Genomic DNA, 13,496 nt, shown 5'->3' on the forward strand with positions numbered 1-13,496 from the left:
CTGCGGGCCGTGAACGTCCCCACTGATGCAGACCTTTCCGCCCACCAGACCGTCGTGGTCGCGGTGGACGGCACCTCGGGTTCGGGGAAGTCCAGCACCTGCCGGGCGGTCGCCGACCGCCTCGGCCTGCGCTACCTCGACACCGGTGCGCAGTACCGCGCCATCACCTGGTGGATGCTCGACAACGGGGTGGACGTCCACGACGCGTCCGCCGTTGCGGCCGCCGCCCTGACCCCGGTCCTCGAGTCCGGCACGAACCCGCTCGACCCCACCATCACCGTTGACGGTGCCGACGTGTCGGTCGAGATCCGCAGCGATGCGGTCAACGGGGCGGTCTCCCCGGTCAGCACCGTGCCCGAGGTGCGCTCGCGCCTGGTCGACCTGCAGCGGGAGATCATCGGTGCCGGTGGCATCGTCGTCGAGGGACGCGACATCGGCTCCGTGGTGTGGCCCGGGGCCGAGGTCAAGATCTACCTCACCGCCGACCCCAGCGCCCGGGCCACCCGCCGCGCCCTCGAGGCCGGTGGCGCTGACGTCGCCGCGACCCAGGAGTCCCTGCTCGCGCGCGACAGGATCGACTCCGGCCGCGCGGTGGCTCCGCTCACCATGGCCGACGGCGCCATCCATGTGGACTCCACCCACCTGTCGCTCGACGAGGTCGTCGACCTGGTGGTGGGGCTGGTGACGGAGCGAGTTTGAGCAGCGACGTCCCGACCCCGCCGCGGTGGCTGCTGGTACGCGCCCGCCCGGCCGCGGCCTGGCTGATCCGCCGTCGGTACGACGTCCGTGTGGTCCATCCCGAACGGTTCCCTGCGACGGGGCCGGTCGTGGTGGCCGGCAACCACGTCGGCCTCATCGACGGACCGCTGATGTCGATCTTCGCGCCGCGCGAGGTCCATGCGCTGACCAAGCAGGAGATGTTCAAGGGCCTGCTCGGCCGGTTCCTGCACCGGGCCGGCCAGATCAGGCTGGACCGCTTCAACTACGACCCCGCAGCGATCCGCAGCGCCGTCAACGTGCTCCGGTCCGGGCACCCGGTGGGGGTGTTCCCCGAGGGCACCCGCGGCTCGGGTGACTTCGACTCCGCCTTCCACTCCGGGGCGGCGTACCTCGCGCTCGTGACGGGCGCTCCCGTCGTACCCCTGACCTTCCTCGGGACCCGCGAACCGGGTGGCTCGAGCGGCTCGCTGCCCCCGAAGGGGGCACGGATCGAGATCGTCGTCGGGGAACCGATGGTCGTCGATGCGGTGCCTTGGCCCCGGACGCGAGACCATGTACGTCTGACGTCGGCCGCCCTGCGTGCGCACATGCGCAGCGGGCTCGCCGATGCCCTCGACGAAACAGGGCGGACCCTGCCCGGTCCGCTCCCGCAAGGAGACCGTGATGAGTGAAGACGACCTGACACAGGCACCCGTGGGCACGACCGTGCCCGTTCTCGCGGTCGTCGGACGGCCGAACGTCGGCAAGTCCACGCTGGTCAACCGGATCATCGGCCGCCGCGAGGCAGTCGTGCAGGACATCCCCGGCGTGACCCGTGACCGGGTGTCGTACGACGCCGAGTGGAACGGCCGTGCCTTCACGCTCGTCGACACCGGCGGCTGGGACCCCGACGCCCGCGGCATGGCCGAGCGGATCCGTGCGCAGGCCGAGATCGCGGTCGGGCTCGCGGACGCGGTGCTGTTCGTCGTCGACGCGACGATCGGCATCACCGACGCCGATGAGGCCGTCGTGAAGGTGCTGCGCCGGGCCGACAAGAAGGTCGTCCTCGTGGCCAACAAGGTCGATGACGAGCGGGCGGAGGCCCAGGCGTTCGGCCTGTGGAACCTCGGCCTCGGCGAGCCGCACATGGTCTCGGCCCTGCACGGTCGTGGCTCGGGCGACCTTCTGGACGCCGTGCTCGAGGTTCTTCCTCCGGCGCCGGAGGCCAGCGACGAGGTGATCGGCGGTCCCCGCCGGATCGCGATCGTCGGTCGCCCCAACGTCGGCAAGTCCTCGCTGCTGAACAAGCTTGCGGGGGAGGAGCGCTCCGTCGTCGACAACGTCGCCGGCACGACCGTCGACCCCGTCGACGAGATCGTGGACATGGGCGGCAAGTCCTGGCGCTTCATCGACACCGCCGGCATCCGCAAGCGCGTCAAGGAGGCCTCGGGCCACGAGTACTACGCCTGGCTGCGCACCTCGACTGCCATCGAGCGGGCCGAGGTCTGCGTGCTGGTCCTGGACGGCAGCGAGTCGGTCGCCGAGCAGGACATGCGGATCCTCCAGGAGGTGCGCGAGGCCGGCAAGGCGCTCGTGATCGCCTTCAACAAGTGGGACAAGGTCGACGCCGAGCGTCGCTACTTCCTCGACCGCGAGATCGAGCGCGACCTGGTCCAGGTGCTGTGGGCGCCGCGGATCAACCTGACCGCGCTGACCGGCTGGCACATCGACCGGCTGGTGCCGGCGCTGGAGAAGGCCATCGAGGGCTGGGAGACCCGGATCACGACCGGCGCGTTCAACGCGTTCCTCGGCCGGATCGTCGCCGAGCACCCGCACCCGGTGCGCGGTGGCAAGCAGCCGCGCATCCTGTTCGGCAGCCAGGTGCAGTCCGCGCCGCCGACCTTCAAGCTGTTCACGTCCGGCCCGCTCGACGCGGGCTACCTGCGCTTCATCGAGCGCCGGTTGCGTGAGGAGTTCGGCTTCGTCGGCACGCCGATCGAGATGAAGGTCCAGGCGCGCGAGAAGCGCAAGCGCACCTAGTCCTTCCACCGCTGGACGAGCACTTGCATCGTTCGAACAAATGTTCGAACATGGGTGAGTGAGTCAAGCTGCCGTCGTCGACCAGCTCCGGGGGCGGATCACTGCCCTGCAGGGTGGTCCGAGCAGGCTGACCGTCCCGACCCTGGCGATGTTCGACGGCCTGGTGCAGCTGCGCACCGGTGGGGTTTACGGCGTCGACTCCGCGACCCTCGGGATGGCGCTGGCCGCGGGTGCTTCGCAGGCCGGTGAATGGGTCGGTTTCGCCGGCTGGGACGACTTCGGGGTCGAGGCCGCGCAGCAACACGGGATCGCGCTGTCCCGCACGGTGCTGGTGCCCTCGCCCGGCGAGCACTGGCTGGAGGTCACCGCTGCGCTCGTCGACGTGCTGAAGGTCGTCGTGCTGCGCCCGACCGGTGTGGTCGACGCCAAGTCCGCCTCGATCCTCGACGCCCGGCTCCGGGCCCGCTCCGGGGTGCTGGTGGTCCAGGGCGACTGGCCGCGCTGCGAGGCGCGCCTCACCTCGGAGAACACCACCTGGGAGGGCATCGGCCACGGTCGTGGCCGACTGCGTGAACGCCGGGTCGAGATCGTCGTACGGCGGGGTGCGGCAGTCGCCGGTCGCTCTGCGGTGGTGCTGTCCTGATGGTCGGCTGATGCGGACCATGGTGGTCTGGTGCCCCGACTGGTCGGTGACGGCCGGGATGCTCGAGCTCGCCGACGGGTCGACCGCGCAGGAGTCCGCCGCGACGACGGCAGCGCCGGCCGTCGTACTCGCGAACAACAAGGTGGTGGTCTGCAACGCCGCCGCTCGTGCGGAAGGCGTACGACGCGGCCAGCGGCGCCGCGATGCCCAGGCGCGTTGCCCCGACGTGGTGCTCCTCGCGGCCAATCCGGACCGGGACGCCCGCTGGTTCGAGCCGGTGCTGGTGGCGGTGGAGGAGGTGCGGCCGGGGGTCGCGCCGATCCGTCCGGGACTGCTGGCCGTTCCGGCGCCGGGGCGCTACTTCGCCCGGTCCGGAGTCGGCGGGGAACAGGCGGCTGCGGCGCTGCTGGCCGAGCACCTGGTGGGCGTGGGGGTGTGGGACTGCCGGTTCGGTGTCGCCGATGACCTCTACACCGCTGAACGGGCGGCCCGACAGGCCACACCGCAGGACTGTGTCGCAGTACCGCCGGGGGAGTCGGCAGCGTTCCTGCGCGGCCAGCCGGTGACGGTACTGGCCGATGACGGTCCCGAAGGTGCCGAGCTCGCCGACCTCTTGCGCCGGCTGGGGCTGGTGCTGCTCGGCGACTTCGCGGCGCTCGCTGCCGGGGAGATCAGCAACCGGTTCGGTGCGTACGGCGTGGAGGTCTGGCGCCGGGTGCAGGGGGCCGAGGTCACCCGCCTCGCCTCGCGGACCCCGCCGCCCGAGCTGGCCTGCGAGATCTCCTTCGAACCGCCACTCGATTCGGCAGAGGCGGTCACCTTCAGTGCCCGGACGACGGCCGAGCGGTTCATTGCCGGGCTGGCCAACCGGCAGCTGGTGGCGACGGGGGTGCGGATCGAGGCGGAGTTCGAATCCGTCGGGTCCGTCGGCGTCGCCGTGTCGGCCCGGACCTGGCTGCACCCGCGCTGCTTCACCTCGCGCGACCTCGTCGACCGGGTGCACTGGCAGCTCCAGGCCGGGATGGCCGGCTCCGGCCTGCGCAGTCGCAAGTCCCTCGGAGAGACGATCAGCGCGCCGGTCATGTTGCTGCGCTTCCTGCCCGAGGTCGTCGAACCGGCCGGTGACCACGCCGACGGGTTGTGGGGTGGTGGTGCCGATGACCAGGTCGTGCGTGGGGTCGCGCGCGTCCAGGCCATGGTCGGGTACGACGCCGTCCGGGTCCCCGTCCTCCAGGGCGGCCGTGGTGCGGCCGACCGGCAGGCGATGGTGCCGTGGGGGGAGCGGGTGACCGGACTGCGACCGGTGGACCGGCCGTGGCCGGGCCGGATCCCCGGACCGGCGCCGACCCGGGTGTTCGCCGACCCGCTCGAGGCCGAGGTGGTCGACGAAGCGGGCGCGCTGGTCGCAGTGACCGGCCGGGGCGTGGTGACGGGTGAGCCGTGGCAGTTCCGGATCGGCCCGTCGTCCGGTCGTCGTGCGCTGCCACGGATGCCGGTGGCGTCCTGGGCCGGCCCCTGGCCGGTGGACGAGTCCTGGTGGGTGGGTGTCGACTCGGGTGGGCGAGCTGCGCGTTTCCAGGTCGTCGGGGTCGACGGACGGGCGTGGTTGCTGAAGTGGAGCTCGCTCCCGTTGGTCGAGGAGGTCGCCCAGCGACCGTCTCGAGACCACGGCAGGTGGGAGGTCGAGGCGGCGTACGACTGACCCTCGCGTGGCGCGCTCCGACAGGTCTACGCTGCGGAGCAATCGAACCCAGGAGGCTCCCCATGGCGAAGAAGAACGCAGACCTGATCCCCGGTGCCAAGAACCTCAAGGCGCTTCGCGGCGCGCTCGAGCACAGCGTCACCATCCAGATGACCCGGCTGCAGGACGTCGTCGACGACCTCGTCACGCGGGGATCGCTGAGTCGTGCCGAGGCGGACAAGCTGATCGATCAGCTGGTGAGCACCAGCAAGGCCTACACCCAGGCGTTGCTCGAGGTCCTGGAGACGGTCCGGGTCGAGACGCGGAAGAACATCGAGGCCGGCCTGTCGACCGCCGCCGCCCCGGTGATGGCGACGGCGAACAAGCTCGTCGACAAGGTCCGCCAGGGCTCGAAGCCCGGCAAGAAGGACAAGGGCAAGAAGGCCAAGAAGGGCAAGGACAAGGCGGGCAAGGCGACGGCAGGTGCTGCGGACGCGAAGCTCACCGTCGTGCAGCACGACCCGATCCCCGGCCTCGCCGACCTGAGCATCGCCAAGATCCGTCCGCTGCTGGCCGGTCTCACTCCTGCAGAACTGCGCCAGGTCCGTGGCCGGGAAGCGACTGGCAAGGCACGCGTCAGCCTGATCGCCGAGATCGATCGCGCCCTGAAGGACTGATCCTCAGAGGTAGTGGCCTGCGGCCGGAGCCGCCGCACGCCACGGCCCTGCGGCTGCCTGGGCGAGCAGCGCAGCGGTCGTCACGTCGTCCGCCGTTTCGAGCACGGCCGCGCGCACCAGCTCCTTGAGGTCCGCGCCCGTCGCGCCGTCGGTCGCCCGGGCCACGGCATCCAGGTCGAGGGCGGCGTCGCACCAGACGAGGTAGCGCTCGAGGATCGCCCGGCGTCCGTCGAGCCCGGGCGGCTCCATCTTGATGACGGTGTCGAAGCGCGAGGAACGCCGCGCTGCCTTGTCGATCTTGCGGTGGTCGTTGGTCGAGGCGATGACCACCACGCCCGTGCGGTCGGCGAGTCCGCCGTCCATCACGTTGAGGAACTCCCGCAGCCGGTGCGGGTTGGTCTGCCCGCGTTCGCCGGCGATCAGGTCGAGGTCGTCCATCAGGATGAGGCAGGGCGACAGGTCGGCGGCCAGGTCGAACAGCTCGGTGAGGTAGTGCTCGGTGACGTAGGTGCCGGGGACCAGTACGGACGTCGTACCGACGAGCTCGCTGGCCACGACCGTGCCGAGCTGCGTCTTGCCGGTGCCGGGCGGGCCGACGAGCAGGAGACCCGTGCTGGTGCCGAGGCCGCGTGCCTTCAGGTCGTCGGCGAGCTCGAGGACGCGGTGCACCCGGCGGTCCACCGTGTGCCACACGGAGTCGTCGAGCTTCAGCAGGTCGCGGGACGCCGGGGGAGTCGTCCACCGCTGGAGCACCAGCCCCGCGTTGTTCGAGCTGACCCGGTAGGCACCGCGACGGTACGGCGACTCGGTGGTGCGACAGGTCCGCAGGAAGCCCTCGAACAGTTCGGGCAGCTGCGGGCTGTCCTGGGCGCGACCCATCAGCTCCACGTCGGGGCCGTAGCGGTCCGGAGCGATCCGGACCACGACCGGTACGGCGGCCAGGGTCCCGGCCGGCAGCACGACCATCGCCGCGGAGAAGGCCTGCACGTCGCCGGACGCGGCCGGCACGGTCTCGGTGATGGCCGGGCGACTCGGGACCGCGCCGACGTGGTCGAGACTCCATCGCGTCTGGGCCTTGTGCAGCCAGTGGCCGACGGCGTGCGCGACCGGCGGCGCCGGCATCTCGCTGAGCACGATGAGCTCGGCGGTGTCGACGCCGAGCGCCTTGGCGGCGTACTCGTAAGGCGTGGGCAGGACCGGGTCGCGCCGCTCGAACTCGCGGTCGATGGCGTCGGCCAGGGCTCGAAGGGCAGGCTTGGGTGCCTCCGTGAGGAGGTCGATCGCGTCGATGTCAGTCATGTCTCACCACCTTGTTGCGTGCGTCGGAACGGATGTCGTGTGCGGCTGAGTCGCCGCGGCACAGTTGGCTAGTGTGCGTCCGAGTCGCCGTCACACGCCAATGGTTATCCGGGGGTCCGACATGAAGCTCGACCTGAAGCGCGAGCTCGACTCCTACCGTGCCCGGGTGGGGGTGTTCCGCGTCATCGATGTCCCGACGCTGCAGTACCTGATGGTCGATGGCCGCGGCGACCCGAACACAGCGCAGGAGTACGCCGACGCGCTCGCCGCCCTGTACCCCGTCGCCTACACGCTCAAGTTCGCCAGCAAGGTCGGCCTCGACAGGGACTACGTCGTCCCGCCGCTCGAGGCGTTGTGGTGGGCCGACGACATGGCGTCGTTCACGTCAGCGCGGGACAAGTCGCAGTGGGAGTGGACCGCCATGATCCTCACGCCGGACTGGATCACACCCGAGCACTTCGAGTCCGCGGTGGCGGAGGTGCGTCGCAAGGGCAGCCCGGCCGCTCTGGAGAAGGTGCGACTGGAGACGCTGGAGGAGGGGACCTGCGTCCAGACCCTCCATGTCGGGTCGTACGACGACGAGGCTCCCGTCCTTGCCGCGATGCACGACGACTTCATCCCGGCGGGCGGGTATGCGTTGACGGGCAAGCACCACGAGATCTACCTGAGCGACCCGCGGCGGGTGGAGCCGGCGAGATTGCGGACGATCCTTCGCCAACCGGTGCGACGGGGCTGAGGCCCGGAGCTACCAGGCGCGCGCCCACACGCAGTGCTCGGAGCGGCTCAGGATCTCCAGCGTCTCGGCCGACAAGGGCTCCGAGGTGTCGCTGACGACGTACCCGAGGTGGTCCCTGGTCGAGAGGTGCTGGTCGATGACGTTGTCGCCAGCGGCGGCGAACGCGGCGTTCAGCTCGGCCAGGACGCCGGCGACGTTGTGGTGCAGGAAGCCGAGGCGGTGGCCGGAAGTGAACGCGGGAGGCTGCACCGGGGGGAGGTTGACCGACAGGGCCGTGCTGCCCTCGAGGGCGTAGCGGGTGAGCTTCTCGGCGACGAACCAGCCGATCTCCTCCTGTGCTTCCTGGGTGGAGCCGCCGATGTGCGGGGTCAGGATCACGTTGTCGAGGCCGCGCAGCACCGAGTCGAAAGGGTCGCCCTGCGCCTTCGGCTCGGTGGGGAAGACGTCGACGGCCGCGCCGGCGATGTGGCCGGACTGGAGATGGTCGCGCAGGGAGTCGTAGTCCACGACCATGCCGCGTGAGGCGTTGATGAACAGGGCGCGCGGCTTCATGGCCGCGAACTCGTCGGCCCCGAAGAAGCCGGCGTTGCCCGGTCGTCCGTCGACGTGGAGGCTGACGACGTCGGCGACCTGGAGCAGCTCGGTCAGCGTGCGGACACGGCGGGCGTTGCCGTGGGCCGGGCGGTCGGCGTTGTCGTAGAAGACCACGCTCATCCCGAGTGCCTCGGCCACGGTCGAGAGCTGGGTGCCGATGTTGCCGTACCCGACGATGCCGATCGTGCGGCCGCGGACCTCGTGGCTGCCGCGGGCCGACTTGTCCCACTGGCCGTCGTGCATCCGCTGGATCTTCTCCGGCAGGCGACGGGCGAGGGCGATGATCTCGCCGATGACGAGCTCCACGACGCTGCGCGTGTTGGAGTACGGCGCGTTGAACACGCCGATGCCGAGCTCGGCCGCCGTGACGAGGTCGACCTGGGAGGTCCCGATGCAGAAGCAGCCGATGGCCTGGAGGCCCTGGGCTTCCTTGAGCACGCGAGTCGTGACGGTCGTGTTGGAGCGGATGCCCAGCAGGTCGACGTCGACCAGGGCAGCGAGCAGCTCGTCCTCCGACATCGCTCCGGACTGCACCTCCACCTGGTAGCCGCGGCCCTCGAGGACCTCAACGGCGGCGGGGTGGATGTTTTCGAGCAGCAGAGCCTTCACGGTGCACACCGTACGGCGCCGAGGTGCCGTGGCGCGAAGCGCTAGCCTCCTGTGGATGCACAGGATCTTCACGATCAGCTTCGCGTCGGTCTATCCCCACTACGTGACCAAGGTGGAGAAGAAGGGCCGCAGCGTCGCCGAACTGCACCAGGTCATCGAGTGGCTGACCGGTTTCGACGAGACTGAATTGAACGCGCACCTGGCCGCGGAGACGACCTTCGAGGACTTCTTCGCTGCGGCAAGGCTCAGTCCGAATGCGTCGTTGATCACCGGGGTGGTGTGCGGGATCAAGGTCCAGGAGATCGAGGATCCGTTGATGCAGAAGATCCGCTACCTCGACAAGCTGGTCGACGAGCTGGCCAGGGGCAAGGCGATGGAGAAGGTCCTGCGGAGCTGAGCCCCCTCCTTGAGTTCGAACGTGTGTTCGATTAGATTGGAGTCATGGGCTGGAACAACCCACCGGTCCCGTGGAGCGAGCTCGAGCGCCGGTTGTCCGGTCGTGCGCCGGCGATGGAAGCGCCGGTCTCGCGGCGCAAGCAGCCGCGCGCCGAACCCGAGCGGATCACGCGACCCGAGCAGGCGACGCCGTACGCGGAGCTGCACTGCCACAGCCATTTCAGCTTCCTGGACGGGGCAAGCTCTCCACGCGCACTGATCGAGGAGTCGGTGCGATTGGGCCTGTCCGGTCTCGCCCTCACCGACCACGACGGGTTCGCGGGTGCGCCGCTGTTCGCCGAAGCAGGCACGGACTACGCCCTCCCGACCGTGTACGGCGCCGAGCTCACCCTCGGACTGACCAGCTCCCAGAACGGCGTCCCCGACCCCGCCGGCAGCCACCTGCTCGTGCTCGCCCGCGGTGTGGAGGGCTACCACCGGCTCTCCGGGGCGATCACCGAGGCAGGGCTGCGTGCGCCGGAGAAGGGCAGCCCGGCGCACGACCTCGACGAGCTCGCCGAACAGGGTCGTGGCCACTGGCTGGTCCTGACCGGTTGTCGCAAGGGGGCGGTCAGGCAAGCCCTCAGCAACCATGGTCCCGTCGCGGCCGCGATCGCACTCGACGACCTCGTCGACCGGTTCGGGCGCGAGCACGTCGTGATGGAGCTGATCGTCAGCGACCACCCCGGCGCCGACGAGACCAACGACCTGCTCGCCCGGATCGCCGACCACCGTGGCATCCCGGTGGTCGCGACCGGCAACGTGCACCACGCGACGCCGGAGAAGCGGCGCCTGGCGGCGGCGATGGCAGCGGTCCGTGCCCGGCGCAGCATCGCCGAGCTCGACGGCTGGCTGGACCTCTCCGGTGGCGCCCACCTGCGCAGCGGTGAGGAGATGCTCCGCCGCTTCGCCCACCGTCCGGACGCGGTGCACCGCTCCGTCGTACTCGCTGAGGAGCTGGCCTTCGACCTCCGCAAGGCCTCGCCGCGGCTGCCGAAGCAGGGGATTCCCGAGGGTCACACGCAGAGCACGTGGTTGCGGGAGCTGACCGAGCGCGGGTTCGCGAATCGCTATGCGCACCTGCCGCATGCCGCGGCCGCCCGGGAGCGGATCGAGAAGGAGCTCGACGTCATCAACCGCAAGGACTTCGCGGGCTACTTCATCATCGTCCACGACATCGTCGCGTTCGCCCGTCGTGAGCGGATCCTCTGCCAGGGCAGGGGATCGGCGGCGAGCTCAGCGGTCTGTTATGCGCTGGGGATCACCGCCATCGACTCGGTCTACTACAACCTTCCGTTCGAGCGGTTCATCTCCGAGCACCGCGAGGAGGAGCCCGACATCGACGTGGACTTCGACTCCGACCGGCGCGAGGAGGTCATCCAGTGGGTCTACGAGACCTACGGACGTCGTAATGCCGCGCAGGTCTGCAATGTCGTCAGCTATCGCCCGCGGATGGCGGTGCGCGATGCGGCGAAGGCGCTCGGGTTCTCGGCCGGACAGCAGGACGCCTGGTCGAAGTCGATCGACGGCTGGGGGAGCGAGGTCGAGAAGGGACTCGGCATCCCAGCCCAGGTGGTCTCGCTCGCCGAGGAGCTGATGGGCGCGCCCCGTCACCTCGGCATCCACTCGGGCGGGATGGTGCTGACCGAACGCCCGATCGGCGAGGTGTGTCCGATCGAGAAGGCGCGGATGCCCAACCGCACCGTGCTGCAGTGGGACAAGGACGGCTGCGAGTCGATGGGGCTGGTGAAGTTCGACCTGCTCGGGCTCGGGATGCTCGGCGCGCTCGACCACATGATGCGACTGGTCGAGGAACACCTCGGCACGCGCTGGACCTTCGAGACGATTCCGAAGGAGGAGACCGAGGTCTACGACATGCTCGGTCGCGCCGACTCGATCGGTGTCTTCCAGGTCGAGTCCCGCGCCCAGATCGGCACCCTGCCGCGGCTCAAGCCGCGGTCCTTCTACGACCTCGCGATCGAGATCGCCCTCATCCGGCCGGGGCCGATCCAGGGTGGCGCCGTCCACCCCTTCGTCCGGCGCAAGACCGGACGCGAGCCGGTGACCTACGAGCACCCGTTGCTGGTCCCCGTGCTGGAGCGCACCCTCGGCGTGCCCCTGTTCCAGGAGCAGCTGATGCAGATGGCGGTCGTCCTCGGCGACTGCACCCGCGACGACGCCGACCTGCTGCGCCGCGCGATGGGCTCCAAGCGCGGCGTCGAGCGGATCGAGCGGGTCAAGGACACCCTTTACGCCGGCATGGAGCGCAAGGGCATCGTCGGCGATGTCGCCGACGGGATCTACGTGAAGATCCTGTCCTTCGCCGGCTTCGGGTTCGCCGAGTCGCACGCCCTCAGCTTCGCGCTGCTCGTCTACGCCTCCTCGTGGTTCAAGCTGCGCTATCCCGCGGTGTTCCTCGCCGGGCTGCTCCGCAACCAGCCGATGGGCTTCTACTCGCCTCAGTCGCTGGTCGCCGATGCCCGCCGCCACGGCGTCGAGGTACGCCGCCCGGACATTGCGCTCTCCGGCGCCCAGGCCGGCATGGAGCCCTGCGAGCCCGGTGGGGTGGACGAGCTTCGGTACGACGGCGGGCTGGCCGTGCGGCTCGGGCTGGATGCCGTGAAGGGGATCGGGGGCGAGGTCGCCACCCGGATCGTTGCCGAGCGCGAGCGGGCGCCGTACGACGACCTGAGGGATCTCTCGCGCCGAGCCGGACTGACGGCTGCCCAGCTCGAGGCGCTCGCCACGGCCGGTGCCTTCGACGGGTTCGGCCTGGATCGCCGCCAGGCGTTGTGGATGGCCGGCTACTCGGAGACCGAGGCGCAGCTGCCGGGCAGCACGCCCGCCCCCGGGCCGCCGACGCTGCCGGGAATGAGCCCGATGGAGGTGACGCTCGCGGACCTGTGGGCGACCCGCATCTCCACCGACGTACATCCGATCCAGCACTACCGGGAGGTCCTCACGGCGGCGGGGATCAGGGCGGTGGGGGAGTTGCCCACCGCCGAGGCCGGCCGACGGGTGCACGTCGCCGGGCTGATCACCCACCGTCAGCGCCCCGGCACCGCCAGCGGGATCACCTTCCTCAACCTCGAGGACGAGACCGGGATGCTCAACGTCGTCTGCTCTCCCGGTGTGATGCGGGTGCACCGACAGGCGGCCCGCAACAAGGTGGCCGTGGTGATCCGTGGCCGCCTCGAACGCGAGGACGGCGTCACCAACCTGCTGGCCGACCGGATCGAGTCGATCGACACCGTCCTGCCCGGCGCGGGTGCGGCGCTCCAGGCCCGCCAGTCCTCGCGCGACTTCCGCTGATCAGAGCCCGTCGGTGTTGTACTCGTCGCCGCTGACCAGCCAGGCACCTTCGACCAGTGTCACCTGGTAGAGCGTGGTCAGCTTCGGCGCGATCTCGGAACCCACCTTCACCGTCGCCACCCCGTCGCTCACGGTGAGGTCAGTGAGGAGCACGTCCTCCTTGGTGAAGAGAGGCTTGCTGTAGACCTTCTCCCAGGCCGTGCAGGCCTCTTCTCGGGTGGCGTCGTCCTCGGCGAACAGAGAGATGTCGCGCAGGTACTCAACGGTGGTCAGGTTGCAGTCGCCGGTGACCAGGAACTCCCGGACCGTCTCCTCGATCGCGGTCCTGTCTGCAGCGCTGAGTCCGCCCGACCCAGCGTCGCCGGCGGTCGCTGCCGTGGTCGCCGTGGTCGGGGCATCGTCCGCGTGGTCGGCGCCTGACCTGTCGTCGTTGCCGCAGCCAGCGAGAACGAGGGGCAACACCAGGGCAGCAAGGAATCGTCGGGCCATCCCTGATTCCTATCCCACTCTGACTGTTCGCGGAGGGCGATTCGGGTCAGCAGATGCGGCTGCGGTAAGGTTCCCAGCGCTTCGGACGGCGATCCCGTACGAAGTGTTCGGGCTGTAGCGCAGCTTGGTAGCGCACCTGACTGGGGGTCAGGGGGTCGCAGGTTCAAATCCTGTCAGCCCGACGTTGTGATCTCGCAAGAGATAGGAAAGATCCGAACCCTCATTGGGGGTTCGGATCTTTCTGGTTTTTGGGTTGGTAGTCGCGGTTGGTGTCGATGGTGA

General features: G+C 70.0%; 12 protein-coding genes and 1 tRNA gene. 10 read left to right on the forward strand and 3 right to left on the reverse strand.

Annotated features, from left to right (window positions below; all coding sequences use genetic code 11):
* Window positions 1–9 precede the first annotated feature (9 nt).
* The 6 genes from cmk to ACOACQ_RS23930 all read left to right on the forward strand — a co-directional run bounded on the left by cmk (window position 10) and on the right by ACOACQ_RS23930 (window position 5,740).
* Window positions 10–699: a (d)CMP kinase gene (gene cmk, locus ACOACQ_RS23905; RefSeq protein ID WP_378597179.1), complete on the forward strand. Its 690-nt coding sequence runs from the start codon at window positions 10–12 to the stop codon at window positions 697–699.
* Window positions 696–1,391 (forward strand): lysophospholipid acyltransferase family protein, encoded by a 696-nt coding sequence (locus ACOACQ_RS23910; protein ID WP_378597180.1) that lies wholly within the window; start codon window positions 696–698, stop codon window positions 1,389–1,391. The genes cmk and ACOACQ_RS23910 overlap by 4 nt, the downstream gene beginning before the upstream one ends.
* Window positions 1,384–2,739: a ribosome biogenesis GTPase Der gene (gene der, locus ACOACQ_RS23915; RefSeq protein WP_378597182.1), complete on the forward strand. Its 1,356-nt coding sequence runs from the start codon at window positions 1,384–1,386 to the stop codon at window positions 2,737–2,739. Before ACOACQ_RS23910 ends, der begins: the two co-directional genes overlap by 8 nt.
* A gap of 58 nt (window positions 2,740–2,797) precedes the next feature.
* Window positions 2,798–3,382, forward strand: a complete 585-nt coding sequence (locus tag ACOACQ_RS23920; RefSeq protein WP_378597183.1) for a hypothetical protein — start codon at window positions 2,798–2,800, stop codon at window positions 3,380–3,382.
* Window positions 3,383–3,392: 10 nt separating this feature from the next.
* Window positions 3,393–5,084, forward strand: a complete 1,692-nt coding sequence (locus ACOACQ_RS23925) for a DNA polymerase Y family protein (protein ID WP_378597184.1) — start codon at window positions 3,393–3,395, stop codon at window positions 5,082–5,084.
* Between the two features lie 62 nt (window positions 5,085–5,146).
* Window positions 5,147–5,740 (forward strand): hypothetical protein, encoded by a 594-nt coding sequence (locus ACOACQ_RS23930; RefSeq protein ID WP_378597185.1) that lies wholly within the window; start codon window positions 5,147–5,149, stop codon window positions 5,738–5,740.
* A 3-nt stretch (window positions 5,741–5,743) separates the two neighbouring features.
* Here ACOACQ_RS23930 and ACOACQ_RS23935 read toward each other — a convergent pair whose 3' ends face one another.
* The gene (locus ACOACQ_RS23935) at window positions 5,744–7,039 is read right to left on the reverse strand and encodes an AAA family ATPase (protein ID WP_378597186.1); all 1,296 of its coding nucleotides are present in this window, start codon (window positions 7,037–7,039) and stop codon (window positions 5,744–5,746) included.
* Between the two features lie 121 nt (window positions 7,040–7,160).
* Here ACOACQ_RS23935 and ACOACQ_RS23940 point away from each other — a divergent pair, with 121 nt between their 5' ends.
* The gene (locus ACOACQ_RS23940; RefSeq protein ID WP_378597187.1) at window positions 7,161–7,775 is read left to right on the forward strand and encodes a GyrI-like domain-containing protein; all 615 of its coding nucleotides are present in this window, start codon (window positions 7,161–7,163) and stop codon (window positions 7,773–7,775) included.
* A 9-nt stretch (window positions 7,776–7,784) separates the two neighbouring features.
* On the opposite strand, the gene serA is transcribed toward ACOACQ_RS23940, so the two are convergent.
* Window positions 7,785–8,978: a phosphoglycerate dehydrogenase gene (gene serA, locus ACOACQ_RS23945; protein ID WP_378597188.1), complete on the reverse strand. Its 1,194-nt coding sequence runs from the start codon at window positions 8,976–8,978 to the stop codon at window positions 7,785–7,787.
* Window positions 8,979–9,033: 55 nt separating this feature from the next.
* Between serA and ACOACQ_RS23950 the strand changes: the two genes are divergently transcribed.
* A complete protein-coding gene (locus ACOACQ_RS23950; RefSeq protein ID WP_378597189.1) occupies window positions 9,034–9,375 on the forward strand; it encodes a DUF2200 domain-containing protein in 342 nt (113 codons plus the stop codon).
* 44 nt (window positions 9,376–9,419) lie between these two features.
* The gene (locus tag ACOACQ_RS23955) at window positions 9,420–12,725 is read left to right on the forward strand and encodes an error-prone DNA polymerase (RefSeq protein ID WP_420289415.1); all 3,306 of its coding nucleotides are present in this window, start codon (window positions 9,420–9,422) and stop codon (window positions 12,723–12,725) included.
* Here the strand turns inward: ACOACQ_RS23955 and ACOACQ_RS23960 are convergent, their stop codons facing one another.
* A complete protein-coding gene (locus ACOACQ_RS23960) occupies window positions 12,726–13,214 on the reverse strand; it encodes a hypothetical protein (protein ID WP_420289416.1) in 489 nt (162 codons plus the stop codon).
* Between the two features lie 108 nt (window positions 13,215–13,322).
* Here ACOACQ_RS23960 and ACOACQ_RS23965 point away from each other — a divergent pair.
* Window positions 13,323–13,396 (forward strand) — tRNA-Pro (locus ACOACQ_RS23965).
* Window positions 13,397–13,496 lie beyond the last annotated feature (100 nt).

Origin of the sequence: Nocardioides sp. CPCC 206347 (genome assembly GCF_048654605.1) — a bacterium.
GTDB lineage: Bacteria > Actinomycetota > Actinomycetes > Propionibacteriales > Nocardioidaceae > Nocardioides.